This is a genomic window from Ectothiorhodospira magna (assembly GCF_900110965.1).
In the GTDB taxonomy this organism is placed as follows: Bacteria; Pseudomonadota; Gammaproteobacteria; order Ectothiorhodospirales; family Ectothiorhodospiraceae; genus Ectothiorhodospira; species Ectothiorhodospira magna.
Window position 1 is genome coordinate 54,503 of record NZ_FOFO01000017.1, and the last position, 22,146, is coordinate 76,648.

Here is a 22,146-nt window from a genome sequence, read left to right on the forward strand (position 1 = left end):
CCCGGATCTTAAGGCAGCTTCACTTCCTGTGGCGGCTGCCAATCAGGGGCACGATGTTCGGCGGTCACGGTGGTGTATACACCCCCTCGCACGTTGAATTCTGCCGTCAGACGCATGAAGCGGGGCGCCGTGGCCGCCACCAGGTCGCCAAGGATGCGGTTGGTCACTGCCTCGTGAAAGGCGCCCTCATCCCGAAATGACCAAACGTACATCTTCAGGGACTTAAGCTCCACACACTGCCCATCGGGCACATATTCCAGTTGCAGCTGAGCAAAGTCCGGCTGGCCGGTCTTGGGGCAAAGACAAGTGAACTCCGGTATCCGGATGCGGATGGTATAATCCCGGTCCTTTTGGGGATTTTCAAAGGTTTCCAAGTGCTTGCTGGGCTGGCTCGACATGCTGTGCAATATCCGGTCGTCAATGTGGATGGGTACAGCCGGATATTCTACCCCCTTGCACCAATGGTCCGAAACCTGTCCACCGTACTGGGAATGATCGCCTCTCGATGCGACTAAGCAAGATTAAACTGGCCGGCTTCAAATCCTTCGTCGATCCCACCACCATCCTGCTGCCCAGTAACCGGGTGGGTATCGTAGGGCCAAACGGCTGTGGTAAATCCAATACCATCGACGCCGTCCGCTGGGTGATGGGAGAGTCCTCCGCCCGCTATCTGCGCGGCGATTCCATGGACGATGTCATTTTCAATGGTTCTTCCACCCGACAGCCTGTTGGTCAGGCTTCCATCGAACTGGTGTTCGACAATAGTCAGGGCGGACTGGGAGGGCCGTATGCCCAGTATGCAGAAATTGCCATCAAGCGCCGGGTTTCCAGGGATGGCCAGTCCCAGTATTTTCTCAACGGCACCCGTTGCCGGCGGCGGGATATCACCGACATTTTTTTGGGCACCGGCCTGGGGCCTCGCAGCTATGCCATCATCGAGCAGGGGATGATTTCCCGCATCATCGAGGCCAGGCCGGAGGAGTTACGGGTCTATCTGGAAGAAGCTGCAGGCATTTCCAAGTACAAGGAACGCCGCCGGGAAACCGAAACCCGTATCCGCCATACCCGTGAAAACCTGGAACGCCTGCAGGACCTGCGCGACGAGGTGGACAAGCAATTGCGTCACCTGAAGCGCCAGGCCGATGTGGCAGAACGCTATCAGATCTGGCGGGATGAAGAGCGCCATCTCAAGGCCGAACTGATGGCCTTGCGACTCCAGGATATGGCGACTGAATCTGCACAACGGGAGCAGGAACTGCGGGCCCAGGAAACCCGTCTGGAGACGGCACTGGACCGGCAACGTCAACTGGAGACCGCCTTGGAGCAGGACCGGCAGGCTCTGGTGAATGCCAATGGCAATTTTAATGAGGTCCAGGGACATTATTATCGCCTGGGCAGTGAAATCTCCCGTACCGAACAGTCCATCGAACATCACCGGGAGTTGCAGTCCCGTCATGCCAGGGAGCTGGATCAGGTGCGGGACAATCTGGCCCAGGCCCGTGGTCATATTCAGGCCGATGAAACCCGCCTGCAAGCGGTGCTGATGGAACTGGAGACCCTGGAACCGGAACATGATGTGGGCAGTGAGGCGCTGGAGACCATCAATCACCAGTTGATCGAGGCAGAGCAGGCCATGCAGGTCTGGCAAGGGCGCTGGGAAGATGTGAATCAGCGAGCCGCCGAGCCTGGGCAGTTGGCTCAGGTGGAGCGTACCCGGATGGAGCAGTTGGAACGCCAGATCCACGCCCTGAACGAGCGCCTCTCCCGTCTGGTTCAGGAGCAGGGCACCCTCTCCACCGAGGCGTTATGCACTGAAATTCAGACCTTGGAAGATCAGGCCCTGACCGCCCATACCCAGGTGGAGACTCTGGACGAATCCCTGCAGACAACCCGTGACCATATCCATGCTCATCGGGAGCAGGTTCAGTGCCATGCCGCTGAGATTGACGGATTAAAAAGCCGTATGCAGGCGGTCACTGGCCGTGTGGCCTCTTTGGAGGCATTGCAGCAAGCCGCTCTGGGCAAGCAGACAGCCTCAGTGATGACATGGCTCAAGGCACAGGGTCTGGCGGATGCACCCCGGTTGGGGGAGGGACTGGAGGTGGAGCCAGGTTGGGAGCGAGCGGTGGAAACCGTATTGGGCCAGTATCTGGAGGCGGTCTGTGTGTCCAGCCTGGATACTCTGGCCCAGCAGTGCCATACCCTCGATCAGGGGGATTTACTGGTCTGGGAAACCACCGCTGGATCCGTTGCACATACTCCGCCGGCTTCCACCCGGCTGGCCGCCAGAGTGCGAGGTGCTCATGCCCTGGGCGATCTGCTGGCATCGGTACATGGGGTTACGGATCTGGCCTCGGCCCTGGCCTTGCGGCCTCATCTGGCTCCCCATGAATCGGTGATCACCACCGATGGCCTCTGGCTGGGTCGGTGCTGGCTACGGGTGGCCCGGGATCAGGACGAACATGCCGGCTTGATCAGTCGGGATCGGGAATTGCGTCAACTCAAGGAAGACAGGCGGGGGCTGCAGGAAACACTCACCACCCGGCAGCAGTCCCTGGAAGTCTGTGAACAAGCCCTGCATGATCTGGAGGCAGAGCGCGATCAGCGCCAGATGGCGCTGAATCAGGCCCATCGCACCGCCAGCGAACTGGATGCCTTGCTGGATAACCGGCGCACCCGCCTGGAACAGGTGCAAAACCGCATGGAGCAGGTGGAGGCAGAGATCATCGAGGTGCAAACCCAGATTCAGCAAGAGCAGGCCTCCCTGGCCCAGGCCACCCACCGTCGCAATGATGCCGTGACCACCATGGAGGCACTGGCTCGGGAACGGGAAGCCCTGGAAGAGGAACGGGACGGGTTGCGTCATGATCTGGACCGGGTTCGGAGCGAGGCCCAGGCCCGTCGGGAAGCGGTACACCGGACGGCCCTGAAGCTGCAGACCCTGCGGGCCGCACGGGATGCTGCCCGGCAGGCCCTGGAGCGTCTGCAAGGTCAGTTTGACCAATGGCAGGATCGGCTGCAGGATCTGCAGGCAGCACAGGATCAGACCCAGGCCCCCATCGGCGAGCTGGAGGATACCCTGGCCACTCTGGTGGAAGGGCATATGACCATGGAACAGACTCTGGCCGAGGCCCGTGGCCGGGTTCAGTCTCTGGAAATCACCTTGCGGGACAAGGACCGGCAGCGTCTGGAGGTGGAGCGGGAGGCAGAAGCCCTGCGGGATCGTCTGGATGAGCTGCGCATGACCTGGCAGGAAATCAAGGTGCGCCGGCAGACCTTGCTGGAGCAGTTACAGGATACCGGTTTTACCCTGGAAGCCTTGCTGGAGACACTGGACCCGGATGCCAATGCGGCGGATCGGCAGCAGCAGGTGGATGAACTGGGTCAGCGCATTGCCCGCCTGGGGCCTATCAATCTGGCCGCCATCGACGAATACAAGACCCAAAGCGAACGCAAGACCTATCTGGATGCGCAGCATGATGATTTGATCCAGGCTCTGGAGACCCTGGAAAATGCCATTCAGCGCATCGACCGGGAGACCCGGAGCCGGTTTCGCGATACTTTCGAGCGGGTGAACGGACGCTTGCAGGAGATGTTTCCCCGTTTGTTTGGTGGCGGACAGGCTCACCTTGAGATGACCGGAGACGATCTGCTGTCCACCGGCATTGCAGTGATGGCCCGCCCGCCGGGCAAGCGTCTGTCCACCATTCATCTGATGTCAGGTGGGGAAAAGGCACTGACTGCAGTGGCGCTGGTGTTTGCCATCTTTGAACTCAACCCGGCCCCCTTCTGTATGCTGGATGAGGTGGATGCTCCCCTGGATGAGGCCAATGTGGGGCGCTTTTGTACCCTGGTGCGGGAAATGTCGGAGCGGGTGCAGTTCATTTTCATCACCCATAACAAGACAACCATGGAACTGGCCGATCAGTTGGTGGGCGTGACCATGCGGGAGCCGGGGGTTTCCCGACTGGTGACCGTAGATGTGGAAGCCGCTGCCCAGATGGCCAGTGCCTGAAGACACAACCAAGTAAGGACCCGGTAAATGGATACGTTACGCTGGATTCTGTTGATACTGGGGATCACGATCCTCGTCGGTATTTACCTGGCCGGTCGCAAGCGCGCCCCCAAGCGCCCCCGTGACCTGCCCAGGGATCGGGATGATCTGGAACCCGATGAACTGGAGCATGTGCATATCCGTGCCGATGAAGGCCACAAGGCCGCATCCCCGCCGGAAGACGAGGCACTCAACGAGTTGCGTGGTCTGGTGGCCGATGAGGTTCGGGATTCCCCTGTGGCGCCCTCCAGGACATCGGCCCCGGCTGATCCGGCTGGCCGTACCGGGGAGGGGACTGATACCGCAACTTCGCCCCCTCCGGCAGCGATGACGCCCCTGGACCCTGTCGGCCCGCCTCCCAAGGACCGCCCTGAGCCACCGGCATTGCCGCCGAAACTGGTGGTGCTGCATGTGATGGCGGGAGAAAACGAGCAGTTCCTCGGTCCGGATTTGGCCAAGGCGCTCACTGCCGAGGGAATGGAATTTGGGGATATGGATATTTATCACTATCTGGTGACCGAGGGCCGGCGTCAATTGCCGGTGTTTAGTCTGGCCAATATGCTCAATCCGGGCACGTTCGATCTGGAGTCGATAGACCAGTTCACCACGCCGGGCGTGACCCTGTTTCTCCAGCTCCCCGGCCCCTGTGATCCGCTGGAAAGTTTTGATGCCATGTACCATTGTGCCGAAGGGCTGGCAGAGCGATTGGGTGGGCAGGTGCTGGATGCGGCCCGTGCGCCGTTGAACCGCGCGGACAGTGAACGGCTTCGGGAGGATATCCGCCACTGGCAACAAAGTGGCAGTGCTGCTGGAACCGGTGGTTAACGAAAGCCCTGCGATGACGCCATCCATTCCCCAGTCTGTCCTGCATCGGGTCGAGATACTGCGTACCCGGATTGCCCAGCATGATCATCGCTACTACGTTCTGGATGATCCAGAACTACCGGATGGGGCCTATGATGCCCTGATGCAGGAACTGCGTACCCTGGAAGCGGAATATCCGGCTCTGGTCACCCCCGACTCTCCCACCCAGCGGGTGGGAGGTGTCCGTCTTGACGCCTTTCCCGAAGCGGTTCATCTGTTGCCCATGCGTTCTTTGGATAATGCCTTTGAGGCGATGGAAGTGCTGGCCTTCGATCGCCGGGTGCGGGAACGGCTGGAGCGGGAAGACACGCCGGTGGAATACGCCGTCGAACCCAAACTGGACGGGGTGGCGGTGAGTCTGCTCTATGAGGACGGTTTGCTGGTGCGGGGTGCGACCCGGGGCGACGGTACCACCGGCGAGGACATCAGCTCCAACATTCGCACCCTGCGGGCCATTCCCCTGCGTCTGCAGGGACGGGGTCATCCCCGGCGCCTGGAAGTCCGTGGTGAGGTCTATATGGAGAAGGCCCGCTTTGAGGCCCTCAATGCCCAGGCCCAGGCACGGGGGGAAAAGGTCTTCGTCAACCCCCGCAACGCCGCCGCCGGCAGTCTGCGTCAGTTGGACCCGGAGATCACCGCCGGGCGTCCCTTGAGTTTTTTCGCCTACGGCGTCGGGCATGTGGGAGGCGCCAGGATGCCCGATAACCATGCAGATACCCTGGATCGGTTGGCGCATTGGGGGCTGAGGGTCTGTCCCGAGGGGGCGGTGGTCACGGGAGTGGAGGCGTGTCTGGCCTATTATCAGCGTATCGGTGAGTTGCGGGACGTGCTGCCCTACGAGATTGATGGCGTGGTGTACAAGGTCAACCGGTTTGATTGGCAACGGACCTTGGGTTTCGTTGCCCGTGCCCCCCGGTGGGCCATTGCCCACAAATATCCGGCCCAGGAACAGATGACCTGGTTGCGGGCGGTGGAATTCCAGGTGGGGCGCACCGGCGCCCTCACGCCGGTGGCCCGTCTGGAGCCGGTATTTGTGGGTGGCGTCACCGTCAGCAATGCCACCTTGCACAACATGGACGAGATCCAGCGCAAGGATGTGCGCATCGGTGATCGGGTCATTGTCCGTCGAGCCGGTGATGTGATTCCCGAAGTGATGGCCGTGGTGATGGCAGATCGACCAGAAGATGCCCGTCCCATCGTCATGCCCGAGCAATGTCCGGTCTGCGGCTCAGCCATCGAGCGTCTCGAAGGGGAGGCGGTATCCCGCTGTTCCGGGGGGCTGTATTGTGCTGCCCAGCGGCGGGAAGCCATCCGCCATTTCGCCTCTCGCCGGGCCATGGATATCGAGGGTCTGGGGGAGCGACTGATCGAACAGCTGGTGGAACGGGGGCTGGTGGTCCATGTGGATGATCTCTATCGCCTGCAGGCCCCCGCCCTGGCGGCCCTGGAACGGATGGGAGAAAAATCCGCCGCCAATCTTGTCCAGGCGCTGGAACGCAGCCGGCACACCCGTCTGGATCGATTCATTTTCGCGCTGGGTATTCGGGAAGTGGGTGACGCTACGGCACGGGCGCTGGCCGCCCACTTTGGCGGTCTGGATGCCCTGATGCAGGCGGATGAGGCGGCCCTGATGAGGGTCCCGGACGTGGGGCCCAAGGTGGCCGCCCATGTGGTCACTTTCTTTCGTCAACCTCACAACCGGGAAGTGATCCGGCGACTGCAGGAAGCGGGCGTTCACTGGGAGGAACAGCCCCCCCGTACTGCCGATCATCTGCCCCTGGCTGGCCAGACCTATGTGTTGACCGGTGCCCTGGACACGTTGAGCCGGGATGAGGCGGCAGATCGGCTGCGGGCGTTGGGTGCCCAGGTATCCAGCAGTGTTTCCCGCAAGACCACTGCCGTGATTGCCGGCAAGGCTGCCGGGTCCAAGCTGGAAAAGGCACGGGGACTTGGTATTGATGTGCTGGACGAGGCTGGACTCATGGCACTGCTCAAGCCTCGTGAGTGACGATGCTCACCAGGGAGCAGGTTACCAGTCCAGGTCCACGGGGCCGGAATTGTTCTCGTCGAAGGTATCTTCCAGTTGACGCTTGAGCGCCCTGCGCTCCAGAAGCAATTCCAGAGAGCGCCGTGCCGAAAGGCGAGGGGAGCTGTCGGATTCCTTCCAGTCAACGCTGTCGTCTTCATCATCTGCCAGAAGGGAATCGGTGGCCCTGGCCATGCTGTCATGTCTCCGTGTGATTGTGACTCAGGACGCCTTATAAACCCTGTGTAAAAAACTGCAACAAGATTTTTTTTATCAGCAAGGCAAGTTCCATTGATGGCAATGAACAACAAAAAAGCCCGGCCCGCTGATCAGGCGGAACCGGGCTTTGGTGTATCCGGTCAGGGCCGGTTCGACGGTTTACATGCTGCGACGACGGGGTTTGCCAGGACGGTCCATGCCGGGCTTTCCGGAACGTCCGCCGGGCTTTCTCGGGCCGGCGTTGCGGGAGGGTTTGCCGCCACCGGGGCCGCCTGGAGCGCGACGGTCGCGGAAGCCGCCGCCAAAGCCACCGGTATCCTCATGGCCATCGGTGGGCGCCAGGTTCAGGCGTTGTCCGCACACCCAGACCTGCTTTAAGTGTTGTACCAGTTCCCGGGGCAGATTCGCCGGCAAATCCACGATGGACGATTCTGGACCGATGTGAATGCGGCCAATATGCTGGTTGTCCAGGCCGGCCTCATTGGCAATGGCGCCCACCAGATTGCCGGGTTTGAGGCCGTGGATGTGGCCCACGTTGACCCGGTAGCTTTGCATGCCGGCATCTTCTGCACCGCGTCCGCTCCCACGAGGAACACGTCGGGGGCCACTGTCCCGTTCCCTGGCGCCTCGATCCCGTTCTTCCCGGGGCGCAGGTGTGGCCCGCTCATCCAGCAGCAAGGGGGCATCGCCTTGGGCCATCTGGGCCAGGGCGGCGGCCACTTCCCGAGGATCGGCATCATGTTCCTGAACATATTCGGCCACCAGGTTCTGGAAGAAGGACAGATCCTCCCCTACCAGGGTGTCGGTGATGGCCTGCTTGAAACGGTCGATGCGTCGTTCGTTCACATCCCGGGCGGAGGGCATGTGCATGGGTTCGATGGGCTGGCGGGTGGCCCGTTCGATGGCCTGCAGCATGCGCTGCTCCCGGGGTGCCACGAACAGGATGGCCTCGCCCTTGCGACCGGCGCGGCCGGTTCGACCGATGCGATGGACATAGGACTCGGTATCGTGGGGGATGTCGTAATTGACCACGTGACTGATGCGTTCCACATCCAGGCCGCGGGCGGCCACGTCCGTGGCCACCACGATATCCAGTTGGGCACGCTTGAGCCGGTCCACGGTGCGCTCCCGCAGCTTCTGGGGGATGTCCCCGTTCAGGGCCTCGGCGGCGTAACCCCGGGCGGTGAGCTTTTCAGCGATCTCCACCGTCTCGGTCTTGGTCCGCACGAACACCATCATGGCCTCGAAGTCCTCGTGCTCCAGCAGGCGGGTGAGGGCATCCAGCTTGTGCAGACCGCTGACCCGCCAGTAACGCTGGCGAATGGTATTGGCGGTGGTGGTGGTGGCGGCGATGCGCACTTCGTGGGGCGATTTCAGGTGCTTGCGCGCCACGCGGCGGATCACGTCGGGCATGGTGGCGGAGAACAGGGCCAGCTGGCAGCTCTGGGGGGTCTGTTCCAGCACCCATTCCACATCGTCGATGAAGCCCATGCGCAGCATCTCGTCGGCTTCATCCAGCACCAGGGCAGTCAGGCCCTCCAGATTCAGGGTGCCCCGGCGCATGTGGTCCATGACCCGGCCAGGGGTGCCCACCACCACCTGGGCGCCCCGACGCAACTGACGCAACTGCACGCTGTAGGACTGGCCGCCGTAGATGGGCATGACGTGGAAGTCGGGCAGATGCCGGGCGTAGGTCTGGAACGCCTCGGCCACCTGGATGGCCAACTCGCGGGTGGGGGCCAGCACCAGGATCTGGGTGTCCTTGCGGCTCAGGTCCAGGCGCGAGAGCAGGGGCAGGGCAAATGCCGCAGTCTTGCCGGTACCGGTCTGGGCCTGGCCCAGCAGGTCCTGCCCGGCCAGCAGCGGCGGGATGCTCTGGGCCTGGATGGGGGTGGGGACTTCATAACCGGCCTCGTTGAGGGCGGTCAGAACGGGCTCAATGAGGCCCAGGGCACGGAAATCGGCCGAATTGGTCTGTACTTGATTCAAGGGGATACCTGCGAAACGCGGATGGGGATGGATGTCATGATGAAGCGGACATCCGCGCTCCTCGTGGCGGTGACCGCTTGAAAGGCCGGAGGTGGCTGGAGCCCTGTGATTCAGGGGCCATGCTGCCACGCAGACCTTTTGGGGTTTCATGGTGCCGGGAGCGAGAATCGAACTCGCACTCTGTTTCCAGAACCGGATTTTGAGTCCGGCGCGTCTACCAGTTCCGCCATCCCGGCAAGGTGGGGACTGGAAATTATAGCAACAGGGGAGAGGTTATGCCAAGGATAATTTCGTTTTCCTGTTGGCCTGTTCCTGCTACCATCCCGCGCCATGCAAGTCCATGACTTCCAATTTGACCTCCCCCCCCAGCTGATTGCCCAGGCCCCATTGCCGGAGCGCAGCGCTTCCCGGTTGCTGCATCTGGATGGTATCTCTGGCGCCCTGGCCGACCGCCATGTCCGCGATCTGCCGGATCTGCTGCAGCCGGGTGACCTGCTGGTATTCAATGACACCCGGGTCATCCCCGCACGTCTGCATGGCCGCAAGCGCGACTCCGGCGGGCGGGTGGAGGTGCTGGTGGAGCGGCTGGAGGCTAAGCATCAGGTGCTGGCCCATCTGCGCGCCAGCAAATCCCCCGGTGCCGGGGTCTGGCTGTGGCTGGAAGAGGCGACCGAGGCCCAGGTGCTGGGCCGGGAGGGTGACCTGTTCCGGCTGCGCTTCACCGATCCGGTGCTGGAGGTGCTGGAGCGGCATGGCCACATGCCCTTGCCACCTTATATTGATCGTCCCGATACCCAGGACGACCGCCAGCGCTACCAGACCGTGTTTGCCCGCGCCCCCGGGGCCGTGGCCGCGCCCACCGCCGGTCTGCATTTCGATGACGCCCTGCTGGAACGGATTCGCGCCCGCGGGGTGGAAACCGCTTCCGTGACCCTGCATGTGGGGGCGGGCACCTTCCAGCCGGTACGGGTGCAGGACATCCGGGAACATGTGATGCACGCCGAATGGGTACAGGTATCGGCACGGACCTGTGACCAGGTGGCGGCCTGCAAGGCCCGGGGCGGCAGGGTGGTGGCGGTGGGCACCACCAGCGTGCGCAGCCTGGAAAGCGCCGCCCGGGGTGGCGCGCTGGCGCCGTTCGAGGGCGACACCCGTTTGTTCATCGTGCCCGGTTACGATTATCGGGTGGTGGACGCCCTGGTGACCAATTTCCATCTGCCCGAATCCACCCTGCTGATGCTGGTGAGCGCCTTTGCCGGCCGGGATCAGGTGCTCGCGGCCTACCGGCACGCGGTGCGCGAGCGTTACCGGTTTTTCAGTTACGGCGACGCCATGTTCATGACCCGCCGGCCCCTTGAACATCCAACGGAACCTTGATCCATGCAGTTTGAATTGATGGCCCGGGACGGGGCCGCGCGCCGCGGGCGCCTGATCTTTGACCGTGGCGTGGTGGATACACCGGCCTTCATGCCCGTGGGCACCTACGGCACGGTCAAGGCCATGACCCCCGAGGAACTGGAGGGTCTGGGTGCCCAGATCATCCTGGGCAACACCTTCCATCTCATGCTCCGGCCCGGTACCGAAGTGATCCGGGCCCATGGGGATCTGCACGACTTCATGCACTGGGAGCGGCCGATCCTGACGGATTCCGGCGGCTTTCAGGTGTTTTCCCTGGCCAAACTGCGCAAGATCACGGAGGAGGGGGTACGGTTTGCCTCACCGGTGGACGGCTCGAAGATCCTGCTCACCCCCGAGCGCTCCATGGAAGTCCAGCGGGCGCTGGGTTCGGACATCGTCATGATCTTCGACGAGTGCACGCCCTATCCCGCCACCGAGGACCAGGCCCGCCACTCCATGGAATTGTCCCTGCGCTGGGCGGCCCGTTCCCGGGTGGCCCACGGCGACAATCCGTCCGCCCTGTTCGGCATCGTCCAGGGCGGCATGTACGCCGACCTGCGGCGCCGCTCCCTGGACGGATTGATGCAGATCGGCTTTGACGGCTATGCCATCGGCGGGCTGTCGGTGGGCGAGCCGGAAGCGGAGCGCAACCAGGTACTGGACGGCCTTACTCCGCTGATGCCGGTGGATCGGCCCCGCTATCTGATGGGGGTGGGCAAGCCGGAGGATATCGTCGAAGCGGTGCGCCGGGGGGTGGACATGTTCGATTGCGTCATCCCCACCCGCAATGCCCGCAATGGTTTTCTCTATACCCATGACGGGGTGATGCGGATTCGCAATGCCCGGTTCCGGGATGATACCCTGCCCATCGATCCGGAATGCGACTGCTATACCTGTCGCCACTATTCCCGGGCCTATCTGAAGCATCTGGACAAGTGCAACGAGATCCTGGCCAGCCGTCTGGCCACCCTCCATAACCTGCACTACTACCAGACCCTGATGGGGGAGATGCGCCAGGCCATCGCCGCCGGCACCCTGGAGATGTGGGCCAATGCCTTCCATGAGCGGCGCGCGCAAACCCCACGGTCTGTGACATAATGGCGCCCTTCAAGCATCCCCAACCCTACCGATTATCCATTCAATTCAAGGAGTCCCGCCCATGAACTTCTTCATTTCCGACGCCTATGCCAATGCTGGACAGCCTGCTGGCGGTGGTTTCATCGAATTTTTGATCATGATCGTTATTTTCTTTGCGATCATGTACTTCCTGATCATCCGCCCCCAGAGCAAGCGCGCCAAGGAACACAAGGCCATGGTGGACGGCCTGAATAAGGGCGACGAGATCGTCACCAACGGCGGTCTGGTGGGCAAGATCACCCAGGTGACCGAAAACTTCATCAAGGTGGAAGTCTCCGAAGGCGTCGTGGTCAATGTCCAGCGCCAGGCCGTGGCCACCGTGATGCCCAAGGGTTCGATCAAGGACATCTGATCCGGCCTTATCATTTCATCAGTTCCCATCTGGTCCCGTCATGAACCAATACCCCTACTGGAAGTATGTCCTGATCGTGGTCGTCGTGCTGGTGGGCGTGATCTACTCGCTCCCCAACCTGTATCCGGAGGATCCGGTGGTACAGGTGGCCAATTCCACCACGGACGTGGTGGATGCCGACACCCGGTTGCAGATCCAGGCCGTGCTGGAAGGGCGGGGCGTGGAGGTGAAGTCCACGGAGTTCGACGGCGCCCAGTTCATGCTGCGCTTCAACAGCGCCGATGACCAGTTGCTGGCGGCAGACATCCTGCGCACGGCCCTGCCGGGTAATCATGTGGTGGGGCTGAATCTGGCCCCTGCCACCCCCGGCTGGCTGCGCGCCATCAACGCCCGCCCCATGTCCCTGGGCCTGGACCTGCGGGGTGGGGTCCATTTCCTGATGGAAGTGGACATGGATGCGGTGGCCGACAATATTTATGAGCGCTACACCAGCGAATTTCGCACCCAGTTGCGGGATGCCCGCATCCGCTACCTGAGCGTGGAGCGGGACGACAGTGGTGTTCATGTGCGCTTTGCCGATGCCGACAGCCGTGACGAGGCCCTGCGGGTGCTGCGACGGGAATACCGGGGGGATCTGGACTTTCGGACCACCCAGTCCGGCGAAGTATTTCGTCTCAGTGGTACTGTGACCTCCGATTACTTGACGGCCCAGCGGCGCCTGGCCCTGCAGCAGAACATCACCACCCTGCGCAACCGGGTGGACGAACTGGGGGTGGCGGAACCGGTGATCCAGCAGCAGGGCGAGGACCGTATCGTGGTCCAGTTGCCCGGCGTGCAGGACACCGCCCGGGCCAAGGAAATCCTGGGTGCCACCGCCACCCTGGAATTCCGTCTGGTGGACGAGAACAACGACCCCTTCGCCGCCGCCCAGAGTGGCCGTGCCCCGGCTAATTCCCGGCTCTATTTCGAGCGTGACGGCACCCCGGTGCTGTTGCAGCGCCAGGTGATGCTCACCGGCGACTTCATCAACGATGCCTCTTCCGGCATCGCCCAGGACAGCGGCAGCCCGGCGGTGTTCATCAACCTGGATGCCCAGGGCGCCCGCATCTTCAGTCGGGTCACCGGGGAGAACGTGGGCCGCCTGATGGGCGTGGTCTTCATCGAGACCAGCACCGAGACGGTGGAAGAGGACGGCGAACTGGTCCGGCGCACCGTCCGCACGGAAGAGGTCATCAACGTGGCCCGCATTCAGGAGCAGCTGGGCCGCCGCTTCCAGATCACCGGGCTTGAAAGCACCCGCGAGGCCCGCAACCTGGCCCTGTTGCTGCGTGCCGGTGCCCTGGCCGCGCCCATGAGCATCGTCGAGGAACGCACCGTCGGCCCGAGCCTGGGTCGCGACAACATCGAGCGGGGGTTCAACTCGGTGGCCATCGGCTTTGTCCTGGTGCTGATTTTCATGGCCCTGTACTACCGGGTGTTCGGCCTGGTGGCCAACGTGGCCCTGACCCTGAACCTGATCCTGATCGTGGCCATTCTGTCCATGCTCCAGGCCACCCTCACCCTGCCGGGGATTGCCGGCATCGTGCTCACGGTGGGCATGGCGGTGGATGCCAACGTACTCATTTTCGAGCGAATACGAGAGGAGTTGCGCAACGGCAATTCACCCCAGGCGGCGATCAAGGCCGGCTATGACCGGGCCTTCTCCACCATCGCGGACGCCAACATTACCACCCTGATCGCGGCCCTGGTGCTGTTCATGTTCGGTACCGGTCCCATCAAGGGGTTTGCCATCACCCTGTCCATCGGCATCCTGGTGTCCATGTTCACGGCCATCGTGGTGACACGGGGCATCATCAACCTGACCTACGGACGTCAGCGTCGCCTCAAGACGCTGGCCATCTGACCGGGGATCACCATGAAGCTCAACTTTGCCAAGGCCAATATCGATTTTCTGGGGCAGCGCCGCATCGCCCTGGTGGTCTCGCTGGTGCTCATCGTCGGTTCCCTGTTGCTGCTGGGGTTCCGCGGCCTGAACTTCGGCATCGACTTCACCGGCGGCACCCTCATCGAGGTGGGGTATCCGGAGGCGGTGGAACTGGAAGAAGTCCGCAACCAGCTGGAGGTGGGCGGCTTTGGCCGGGCCACGGTGCAATACTTCGGCACCTCCCGGGACGTGCTGATCCGGCTCGCCCCCCGCGAGGGGGAGAACACCGCGGAACTGTCCGAGCAAGTGCTTGAGGTGCTGCGCAGCGGCGGTCCGGCGGGCGTGGAACTACGCCGGGTGGAGTTCGTCGGACCCCAGGTGGGTGAAGAACTGCGGGAGCAGGGCGGTCTGGCGATGATCTATGCCCTGTTCGGCATCCTGATCTACGTAGCCTTGCGTTTTGAATGGCGCTTCTCGGTGGGGGCGGTGGCCGCCCTGGTCCACGACGTCATCATCACTCTGGGGATCTTCTCCCTGTTCTGGCTGGAGTTTGATCTCTCGGTGCTGGCGGCGGTACTGGCGGTGATCGGATATTCCCTCAACGACACCATCGTGGTCTATGACCGCATCCGTGAGAACTTCCGCAAGCTGCGCAAGCAGACGGCGGAGCGGGTGATGAACATTTCCGTGAACGAGACCCTGGCCCGCACCATCATCACCGGCGTGACCACCTTGCTGGTGCTGCTGGCGCTGTACCTGCTGGGCGGCGCCGTGATCCAGAACTTTGCCCTGGCCCTGATCATCGGCATCGTGGTGGGCACCTACTCATCCATCTATGTGGCGGCGGCCGTGGCCCTGGTGATGGGCGTGGATCGCAGCGTCATGTTGCCGGTGAAGAAGGAAGGGGCGGAATTGGACGAGCGGCCGTGAGGTGAACCCTCATCCTCGGCAAGCCTGTCCCGGTCCCGCCCATGCCTACCCTGAGCGGAATGCTCAGGTGGGCGTGGCAAACCTGACCTGAAGCAGGAAATGGGTCACAAAATTCGCTAATCTCGACCCCAGGATCAAGCAGCGGAAAGGGACATGGAGTACAGGGAACCCGTGCGACCCGAATGGGGCAGGGCAGGAGAGGGCGGTTATCCAAGGAAGCCCCCGCTGGACAGGCAGCGAGGGGCGCGAAGTGTTTCAGGCATCCAGCGGGCTTCTGACGGCGAGACCGCCGCGACGGCCCCTGTTCCCTTTGCCGGATCTCACCATGATCAAGCTTCGTTCAAATTCCACGTCCTGTACGCGAAGCCGCAGGCATTCCATCAGTCTCATGCCGGTCCCGTAGAGCAGAGAGGCGACCAGCCAGGGAACCCCCGTCAGTTCGCCAAGCATGCGCCGCACTTCTTCCCGGGAGAGCACCGTGGGCAATCGCCTGGGGCGTTTCGCCCTGCAAAAGGGACCAATATCGCCAAGGGGTTGTTCAAGCACTTTATTGAACAGAAAGACCAGCGCGTTCAAGGCTTGGTTCTGAGTGCTGACGGCGACATTGCGCGTGACTGCAAGATACTGGAGGAAATCAGCCACCTGTGCAGCCCCCAGACTGGTGGGGGCTTGGCCATCGCAATGGTGGATGAATCTGCAGATCCAGCCCATATAGGATTTTTCCGTCCTGATGGACATGTTGCGGGTTCGCATCACAGCAATCAGTTTTTCAAAAACAGGCTGATGGGAAAGGATCAAGGGCGCAAAGCGTTTGTCACCCACATACCGGACAAACTCCGCAGATGTGAGAGGCACATATTCTCGGGCCAGCGTCGCGTGCTGTGGTTCCAGCGCCTTGGCCGAAGCGCGCCAGTAGTCCCAGTCGAACGTTTCACTCCATTCCGTGCGTGCCAACTTATACAGAATCTGTATAGCATCGACGACCTGGAGGTACTGCCAGGGCCTCAGGTTGGGCGATTCGCCCAACCTGAGCAGATAGGCCGAGACATCGTCAGGGGTGAGGGAAGCCAGTCTCTGGTGGGGAAAAGCACGGATGAACTGCTCCGCCCGAATCCGATACCAGCGCACCGATTCAGGCTTGATTCCTTCTTGAATCAGGTGTTTGCTGAAGCGGGACCAGAAAATACGCTGTTTGTCCGTAAGAGGGGAGTTAGCCATGTCCTTGGCTCCAATCCTGGGTGAGGTGAAGGAAACGCTGAACAAGTCCGCCCATTCGTGAGAAAATCGTGTTCATCGCCTGCCGTTAGGCGGGAGCGACGGGGAGAATAAGCGAATATGAAGCGGCCTGGACTTTCTGACCGAGGCTTGGCCAAGCGCCCGAAGGCGACCCGCAAGGAGGTGTTCCTTGCCGAGATGGATGCTGCGACGCCTTGGGAGCGACTGTGCGCCTGCATCGAACCGTACTATCCCAAGGCCGGCAAAGGCCGAAGGCCCTATCCGCTGGAAACGATGCTGCGCATCAGCTTCATGCAGCACTGGTTCAACTATGCCGACGAGGCGATGGAGGATGCCCTGTACGACATGCCGGTGCTGGCCCGCTTCGCTGGCCTGGACATAGCGGTGGACACCATCCCCGACGCCACGACGATACTCCGCTTCCGCCACCTGCTTGAGCGGCACGGCCTTTGCGAGAGGCTCTTTGCCGAGGTCGCCACCCACCTGGCCGAGAAGGGGCTTTTGCTCAGGCGTGGCACGATCGTCGATGCAACGCTCATCCAGGCGCCGCCGTCGACCAAGAACCGGGAAAGGAAGCGGGATCCCCAGATGAGCCAGACGAAAAAGGGCAACCAGTGGCACTTCGGAATGAAGGTCCATATCGGCGTCGATTCCAACTCGGGACTCGTACATACGGTGGTGGGTACAACGGCCAAGGTGCCTGACAACAAGGTTCTGGACGAATTGTTGCACGGGGATGAAAAGGAGATCCTGGGCGACAAGGCGTACACGAGCAACGAGCGCAACCTGTCCTCGAGCGATCCCGAGCGTGGTCCGATCTGGGCGTTTCCGTACAAGAAGCCCAAAGGCGGCGAGCTGCCCCAGTGGAAGCGAGATATCAACCGGAGGCTTTCGGCACTGCGGGCGATCGTCGAACATCCCTTCCGGGTGGTAAAGCGTCAGTTCGGCTATGTCAAGGTGCGCTATCGCGGTCTTGCAAAGAACGTGGCCCACCAGATGAGGCTTTTCATGCTGGCGAACCTGTACCTGGTGCGACGATCCTTGTGTACGTCGTAGGGTAGTTGCGCCCGGAGTTCGGTAAAAGGATGTAAACAGGCCACACAGGGCCGTTAAAATGGCCTCTGTGAGGTGAAATTCCGCGTTCGTGAGAGCGATCGCAGTCATGAAGGATTCATGGCCTTGCTTTGCATGACTTATTCAGCGTTTCCTGAAACTGTTGCCCGATGATGCAATACTTTGGGGATGGGTGGCAAGATCTCAAGATCTGAAGCCATGCTATGCGGAATCTGTCTTTCCTGGGAAGGGCCGATTCTGTCTAATCTACTGTTAGGTGTATATTTTAAAATTTGCGGCGTAATAAATGAAGGGGAAAAACCATGAGCTTAGAATCACTCTTTTCAGGCGTAAACTTTGCGAGCACAATGAATAATTATTGTAATGCAAATGGATGGAAAATAGACTCTTTAAATGAAAGGAAAGCCGTTATTAAATTTGGAATGAGTTCCGGAAGAAAACAAACACTTTATGTTATCAGGTATGAGTCAACTCTTGAGTTTTCCGTGCCTAGCATGGCCATTTTTGACTCGGAAAACGATATTCCGCACTATCTTTCAACTCTATTGCTAAAGCGAAATGCAGAAAGGAAAATTGGGTTTTGGTGCATTGAAAAAATAGGCAGCAAGCATGTCTATTCTGTTATGCAAAATGTTGAAATGAAACTTATAGACAGTAACTACTTTTCAAGGGTCGTAAAAGCACTTATTAATGAGTGCGACGATTTTGAAGGCTCGTTACAATAACGGTCCATCGGGACTTGGCACCTAAAATCAAACGGGTCAGTGCGGCCTGGCAAGGCCGCGTGTTCTAGCGGGTTAGAGTCCCGCCTGGGTAATCGTGAGCCGCGAGCCCGGTATCAAGCCTTGCGGCGCGAAGGGTAACTGACGCGTCGATGCGTAGGCATGAAAACAGGCGAGGTGCAAAGGTAACGGGTGATGCCGACCCTGAAGGTGTAGAGCCCCGAAAATTACGTTGGAGAGTGCCGACGGGTTTGGCCCCCCGGCAGGCAACACTGCATGTCGCGTCATGGTCAGTGACATGGATACTCCCCGGGGTCCCAGGCCGTATCGAGCCTTACATTGAGAACACGTGGTAACCAGAGTAATTAAAGGGGTCTGGTTGAAATTATTTTTCCAGGCAAAGAATCAACATATGATCAATCACCTAACGATGGCATCCAGCCGAGCGCGCGAATAGCGCGCCGGCTGATGCTGGCGTTGGGCATGAGACTGGAATGAGACAATAGCAAGAAATGAAAATGCGAAATAACAGACGATCATTAGCGCACGCTGCTGCCGACACAATAATTACGAGCACCCATGTAACAGTCGATGCCGTAAACGCATTTACCGAGCAAGTCTTTCACACCCGAGGAGGCAGGATTGGAAGCGGCATGGGTAGTGTTATTGAGGCATTGTGGGGGTTTCATTTAAACAGCATACTCAAGAAGGAAAAAGATATTCCCTATGAGCTGGGGTGGATTTATGGCCATGAGTATAATGATTTTGCGTGCATCCTTAGGGGAGAGGATTGGAATCCAGAAACAAAAGACGGTGAGCTTTTCAGGGTTGAAGTTAAATCTATGGTTGCTTCGGCTGATGAATCAAAGGCGCATTTTGATCGACTCCAACACGAATTTGCTGAAAATGAATTGCTCGCGGTTTTTCTTTGGGATTGGAAAGTAATAGCTGACCAGCCGAAAAATGTTTATCCAGCTATTCTCGACTATTTCGTCGGCTACGCTTTACCTATTGCGAAATTGAGGGATGCGCTACACCTTGAACGAGGCGGGAGCTTTATCCAGAAAGGTAATTGCCCAGATGGTTGTACTATACAAAACTGCACCCATGTTGGTGAGCCATTAAATGCGTCAGGGGTTCGTGAACGTCGCTCAGGTCCGGATTCTTCTAAAGGGGCGGGCGTGTCGTATGCCGCAAATTTCGGCGGAATGCTGCGTATGTTGGGTTCGCGCGGCAAAAACGGGAAAGATATTCTGAAGAATGAATATGCTTCCGATCCAACCAAAGCTCGGTTCATTGATTTCATGGCGCGAAACTTTCCAAGAGTAGCCCGTGCAATTAAATGAACGACTCAAGAAAGTGGTTGTTAGTCGAACACCTCAGACATGACCTTCTGCCCTTCCTTGGTAAGTGCGTTGGCCTTTAACAGAAGTTCTCGCCTTTGATTCCTGAAACGCTCAATTTTTGCGACACACTCCTCTTGAAATTTCAACGGAGGAACTGGGACGCATATATTTAGTAAATCTTTCGAAGAAACGCGTGGCAAAGCGGCACCGGCTTGCAGTCTTGAGACAAGTTCCGTTACAGGGTCAGAAATAAGAATCTCGCGAAGAAATAAAGGCAATATGAATTGGGTGTTTGCATTGAGTACAATAAACTCTGTGGAGCAGAGTCCTTTGGTGTAGGGCGGTTCTACGTAGAACGCTTTTCTCAAGTAAGGACGAAGACGACCGTAAAGAATATCTCCTTCTGTAAACACCTTAGATCGGGATCGAACTTGTTCACTAGTGACCATGGAAATGCCTTGTGACTCACCGGTTATTGGTTCAACATTTTCAAGCCCTATATAATAAAATCCGTTTTGACCAAACTCAGACGGGTCCCTTGCGGTCTTGGACTCAATTACGACTTCAGCGAGTCGAACTAGCTTGAATTTTTCAGAGCTTAGTTCGGCATCTTCATGAACATGAAGATCGGCTCGCCATTTTCCGAGTTCGATTAGATCAGAGATAGGAACTGCTTTAGCTTTCATTTACCAGCCTTCCTTTTGCAAGAATCGTTTTGCTGTTTTTATCGCTTCTGCTATCTCTGAACCTTTCGTTTCACGTCCGGCCGCGTCATAACCAAGATTGTCAACTCTAATCATGCATGCTTTCTTATTTTTCGGAAAATCTTCGCCAGCTCGTCGTTTTCTACCAAACAGTATACCGCTACGCACATTCGCCCCAAAAGGAGCGAAGGTTTCATTGGGAAGATCAATCACTATTCGTATAGCCAACTTACTCATGAGCCACTCTCTAACGTACTTGAGAGACTCCGCATTGAAGATGCTTTCTGGTAATACAATGGCAATGCGACCTCCCGGCCGAAGAAACTCAATTGATCTTTCCAAGCCTACTATTTCAAGGGGTACCTTTTTTCGCCCTTCAGCCAACGAAAATCTTGCTAGACCTGAGAATGCCTCGATTCCAAGAATTGAACCAAACGGCGGATTGGTCAAAACCAAATCAAAACTCTCTGGTTTCAGATCAGGATAGTTTCGGAAATCCAATAGAGCATCTGTGCAACGGATATTCGAGTGCCCGTCTCCGTTGAGTCGCATGTCGGTCATCGCTATACGGGTCATTCTGTCACTTTTCTCAATTCCATGAAGTTTTCCAAATGCAAACTCATGGTATTCCTTAGTGTGGTCTGGAGCCGTATGGCGAACATATGAAAGTGACTCTGTAAGAAAATGACCAGAGCCGCAAAATGGATCTAAGATTAATTCGGAACTTGTGGGCGCTGTGATTTCCACCATCAGTTGACACACTTGCACCGGCGTAAAGTACTGCCCCATACCTGACCGCACGGACTTGCCTAAGACTTTTTGGAAGGCGCGACCTTTCAGGTCAGTGTCTGATCGAGTCAAAGAAAACTCTTCAATAAGCTGGAAGGATTTTACTAATGCGGAACTGGAAAGAAAGATGGGTAGATCAAAGACTCCTCTAGAGCGTTCATATTCAGGAATTTTTAATCGAAAGACACGCAAGTCATAATTAATTGCTTCCCGATAGAGCGCGCGCAGACACGATGCATATTCCTCGACAGTGCCAAAGGATGATGTAGTGATACGCGAAATGGGAAGTATCGACTCTTGTTCTTCTAGATAAGACTTTAGATATAGAAGCTTGCAAAGTTCTTCGAGAGCAGCATCCGCATGAAGCCCGTCAATGTCGCGCATTGCCGAATGAATCTCGAAGAAGATGTTTTCGAGCTTATTGGTTATAGGAATTAAATTAACCGCTTGCGCGTTAGTTGGGGCTTGATATTCAGCGCCTTCTTCGAATAAGCGAAATTCTCCGCCGGCCGAGCCCTTATAGTAATATTCGACGCCATGTACGGTTTCGAATTTATCGTCTCGATAACGTCTCCTGAGAACTTCAAAATATTCATTGTCGTGAGAAAAGAAAGCGACAATTCCTATTGTCTCTGTTGCAAGGGCGTGACTTAATGCTTTATCTCGGATCTTCTTAGGAGGATTCGATGCGGTTGCGACAAAAAGGCAGAACGGCGCTCCTGGATAGACCTCGAAGCAGAGCGCGTTTTGGCCGACATCAGAGTTATCGCCTCCAAGCAGGATAAATTGCGTGCGACCATCAAAGTACTCCGGCTTATAGAAGTACTTTTCGTCGAGAATCTCCCGCATTCTTCGAAGAGCTGGATTCTTGATTTGTTTCATCATGACGGGCATCATACAATGTATGACGGCCGTCGTCAATATATAGGGCACCATGAAAATGTCAAACGAAACATAGTTTTAAGCGATTTTAGACAGAAATTGCCCAATCGGATAGCCGGGGGTTTTTCTCCCCCGGCCTCCACAACACCCCGCATGCGGGTCCGCACGGGGCGTTTCCTCCGGAGTTCAAAGGACCATGCAACCATGGTGACCTTCAACGCTGGTTACCCAACGAATCGCCAAGGCCGTTTCACCCGGTCGGGCGCATTACGTCCGTTGAGACACGCGGGTCTCTCTCGTTGCCGGAGGTTCGGGCCTTCACCGTGTCTCACCCATTACGGTGAGCATTTGGCTACTATGCCGTCTGCTGACTTCTGCCTCATCACGCCAAGCGTTGCCGATTGGCGCGCTGCCCGGGTCGCGGTAGGGTCCGGTGGGATGCCCAGCCCTTTCGGGCTGGCCCTCAGTCCGGCTCCCATGGCGACCACAGCCACGGTAGG

The 22,146-nt window shown here is 58.7% G+C and carries 17 protein-coding genes and 1 tRNA gene; 11 read left to right on the forward strand and 7 right to left on the reverse strand.

Going from position 1 to position 22,146, the window contains the following annotated elements; genetic code table 11:
• Window positions 1–8: 8 nt before the first annotated feature.
• The gene (queF, locus tag BMX62_RS08250) at window positions 9–398 is read right to left on the reverse strand and encodes a preQ(1) synthase (RefSeq protein ID WP_090207198.1); all 390 of its coding nucleotides are present in this window, start codon (window positions 396–398) and stop codon (window positions 9–11) included.
• 107 nt (window positions 399–505) lie between these two features.
• Here queF and smc point away from each other — a divergent pair, with 107 nt between their 5' ends.
• Genes smc through ligA form a run of 3 tightly spaced genes read left to right on the forward strand, consistent with a single transcriptional unit; the run spans window position 506 to window position 6,926 of the window.
• Window positions 506–4,015, forward strand: coding sequence for a chromosome segregation protein SMC (gene smc / locus BMX62_RS08255; RefSeq protein WP_090207203.1), 3,510 nt, complete (start codon window positions 506–508; stop codon window positions 4,013–4,015).
• Window positions 4,016–4,042: 27 nt separating this feature from the next.
• The gene (gene zipA / locus BMX62_RS08260; protein ID WP_090207206.1) at window positions 4,043–4,879 is read left to right on the forward strand and encodes a cell division protein ZipA; all 837 of its coding nucleotides are present in this window, start codon (window positions 4,043–4,045) and stop codon (window positions 4,877–4,879) included.
• Between the two features lie 13 nt (window positions 4,880–4,892).
• On the forward strand, window positions 4,893–6,926 hold the full coding sequence (gene ligA, locus BMX62_RS08265) for an NAD-dependent DNA ligase LigA (RefSeq protein ID WP_090207279.1): 2,034 nt from the start codon (window positions 4,893–4,895) through the stop codon (window positions 6,924–6,926).
• Window positions 6,927–6,947: 21 nt separating this feature from the next.
• Here the strand turns inward: ligA and BMX62_RS08270 are convergent, their stop codons facing one another.
• From BMX62_RS08270 to BMX62_RS08280, 3 genes are all read right to left on the reverse strand, one after another.
• The gene (locus BMX62_RS08270) at window positions 6,948–7,139 is read right to left on the reverse strand and encodes a PA3496 family putative envelope integrity protein (RefSeq protein WP_090207210.1); all 192 of its coding nucleotides are present in this window, start codon (window positions 7,137–7,139) and stop codon (window positions 6,948–6,950) included.
• Between the two features lie 183 nt (window positions 7,140–7,322).
• On the reverse strand, window positions 7,323–9,152 hold the full coding sequence (locus tag BMX62_RS08275; RefSeq protein ID WP_090207214.1) for a DEAD/DEAH box helicase: 1,830 nt from the start codon (window positions 9,150–9,152) through the stop codon (window positions 7,323–7,325).
• Window positions 9,153–9,301: 149 nt separating this feature from the next.
• A tRNA-Leu gene (locus tag BMX62_RS08280) sits at window positions 9,302–9,388 on the reverse strand.
• 94 nt (window positions 9,389–9,482) lie between these two features.
• Here BMX62_RS08280 and queA point away from each other — a divergent pair.
• The 5 genes from queA to secF all read left to right on the forward strand — a co-directional run bounded on the left by queA (window position 9,483) and on the right by secF (window position 14,893).
• On the forward strand, window positions 9,483–10,529 hold the full coding sequence (queA, locus tag BMX62_RS08285) for a tRNA preQ1(34) S-adenosylmethionine ribosyltransferase-isomerase QueA (RefSeq protein ID WP_090207217.1): 1,047 nt from the start codon (window positions 9,483–9,485) through the stop codon (window positions 10,527–10,529).
• A 3-nt stretch (window positions 10,530–10,532) separates the two neighbouring features.
• A complete protein-coding gene (gene tgt, locus BMX62_RS08290) occupies window positions 10,533–11,648 on the forward strand; it encodes a tRNA guanosine(34) transglycosylase Tgt (RefSeq protein WP_090207219.1) in 1,116 nt (371 codons plus the stop codon).
• A gap of 61 nt (window positions 11,649–11,709) precedes the next feature.
• Entirely contained in the window at window positions 11,710–12,039 is a 330-nt protein-coding gene (gene yajC, locus BMX62_RS08295; RefSeq protein WP_090207223.1) for a preprotein translocase subunit YajC, read from the forward strand.
• 40 nt (window positions 12,040–12,079) lie between these two features.
• Window positions 12,080–13,942: a protein translocase subunit SecD gene (secD, locus tag BMX62_RS08300; RefSeq protein ID WP_090207226.1), complete on the forward strand. Its 1,863-nt coding sequence runs from the start codon at window positions 12,080–12,082 to the stop codon at window positions 13,940–13,942.
• Between the two features lie 6 nt (window positions 13,943–13,948).
• On the forward strand, window positions 13,949–14,893 hold the full coding sequence (secF, locus tag BMX62_RS08305) for a protein translocase subunit SecF (protein WP_090207229.1): 945 nt from the start codon (window positions 13,949–13,951) through the stop codon (window positions 14,891–14,893).
• 255 nt (window positions 14,894–15,148) lie between these two features.
• Here the strand turns inward: secF and BMX62_RS08310 are convergent, their stop codons facing one another.
• Window positions 15,149–16,111, reverse strand: a complete 963-nt coding sequence (locus BMX62_RS08310; protein ID WP_090207232.1) for a phage integrase N-terminal SAM-like domain-containing protein — start codon at window positions 16,109–16,111, stop codon at window positions 15,149–15,151.
• Window positions 16,112–16,228: 117 nt separating this feature from the next.
• Here BMX62_RS08310 and BMX62_RS08315 point away from each other — a divergent pair, with 117 nt between their 5' ends.
• From BMX62_RS08315 to BMX62_RS12660, 3 genes are all read left to right on the forward strand, one after another.
• Window positions 16,229–17,185, forward strand: coding sequence for an IS5 family transposase (locus BMX62_RS08315; protein WP_090207235.1), 957 nt, complete (start codon window positions 16,229–16,231; stop codon window positions 17,183–17,185).
• 320 nt (window positions 17,186–17,505) lie between these two features.
• Entirely contained in the window at window positions 17,506–17,928 is a 423-nt protein-coding gene (locus BMX62_RS08320; RefSeq protein ID WP_090207239.1) for a hypothetical protein, read from the forward strand.
• Between the two features lie 650 nt (window positions 17,929–18,578).
• Window positions 18,579–19,271: a hypothetical protein gene (locus BMX62_RS12660; protein WP_143339708.1), complete on the forward strand. Its 693-nt coding sequence runs from the start codon at window positions 18,579–18,581 to the stop codon at window positions 19,269–19,271.
• 20 nt (window positions 19,272–19,291) lie between these two features.
• Here the strand turns inward: BMX62_RS12660 and BMX62_RS08335 are convergent, their stop codons facing one another.
• Both BMX62_RS08335 and BMX62_RS08340 read right to left on the reverse strand, forming a co-directional pair.
• Window positions 19,292–19,957: a restriction endonuclease subunit S gene (locus tag BMX62_RS08335; protein WP_090207250.1), complete on the reverse strand. Its 666-nt coding sequence runs from the start codon at window positions 19,955–19,957 to the stop codon at window positions 19,292–19,294.
• Window positions 19,958–21,649 carry an HsdM family class I SAM-dependent methyltransferase gene (locus tag BMX62_RS08340; RefSeq protein WP_162273522.1) on the reverse strand — a complete coding sequence of 564 codons (1,692 nt, stop codon included), beginning with the start codon at window positions 21,647–21,649 and terminating at the stop codon, window positions 19,958–19,960.
• Between the last annotated feature and the right edge of the window lie 497 nt (window positions 21,650–22,146).

What these genes read in the sequence shown, in the direction of transcription:
- queA (WP_090207217.1), top strand. Translation starts at nt 9,483, where the DNA reads ATGCAAGTCCATGACTTCCAATTTGACCTCCCCCCCCAGCTGATTGCC.
- BMX62_RS08315 (WP_090207235.1), top strand. Translation starts at nt 16,229, where the DNA reads ATGAAGCGGCCTGGACTTTCTGACCGAGGCTTGGCCAAGCGCCCGAAG.
- secD (WP_090207226.1), top strand. Translation starts at nt 12,080, where the DNA reads ATGAACCAATACCCCTACTGGAAGTATGTCCTGATCGTGGTCGTCGTG.
- yajC (WP_090207223.1), top strand. Translation starts at nt 11,710, where the DNA reads ATGAACTTCTTCATTTCCGACGCCTATGCCAATGCTGGACAGCCTGCT.
- zipA (WP_090207206.1), top strand. Translation starts at nt 4,043, where the DNA reads ATGGATACGTTACGCTGGATTCTGTTGATACTGGGGATCACGATCCTC.
- BMX62_RS08320 (WP_090207239.1), top strand. Translation starts at nt 17,506, where the DNA reads ATGAGCTTAGAATCACTCTTTTCAGGCGTAAACTTTGCGAGCACAATG.
- BMX62_RS08335 (WP_090207250.1), bottom strand. Translation starts at nt 19,957, where the DNA reads ATGAAAGCTAAAGCAGTTCCTATCTCTGATCTAATCGAACTCGGAAAA.
- BMX62_RS08340 (WP_162273522.1), bottom strand. Translation starts at nt 21,649, where the DNA reads ATGATGAAACAAATCAAGAATCCAGCTCTTCGAAGAATGCGGGAGATT.
- BMX62_RS12660 (WP_143339708.1), top strand. Translation starts at nt 18,579, where the DNA reads ATGGGTAGTGTTATTGAGGCATTGTGGGGGTTTCATTTAAACAGCATA.
- BMX62_RS08310 (WP_090207232.1), bottom strand. Translation starts at nt 16,111, where the DNA reads ATGGCTAACTCCCCTCTTACGGACAAACAGCGTATTTTCTGGTCCCGC.
- ligA (WP_090207279.1), top strand. Translation starts at nt 4,893, where the DNA reads ATGACGCCATCCATTCCCCAGTCTGTCCTGCATCGGGTCGAGATACTG.
- BMX62_RS08270 (WP_090207210.1), bottom strand. Translation starts at nt 7,139, where the DNA reads ATGGCCAGGGCCACCGATTCCCTTCTGGCAGATGATGAAGACGACAGC.
- smc (WP_090207203.1), top strand. Translation starts at nt 506, where the DNA reads ATGCGACTAAGCAAGATTAAACTGGCCGGCTTCAAATCCTTCGTCGAT.
- tgt (WP_090207219.1), top strand. Translation starts at nt 10,533, where the DNA reads ATGCAGTTTGAATTGATGGCCCGGGACGGGGCCGCGCGCCGCGGGCGC.
- queF (WP_090207198.1), bottom strand. Translation starts at nt 398, where the DNA reads ATGTCGAGCCAGCCCAGCAAGCACTTGGAAACCTTTGAAAATCCCCAA.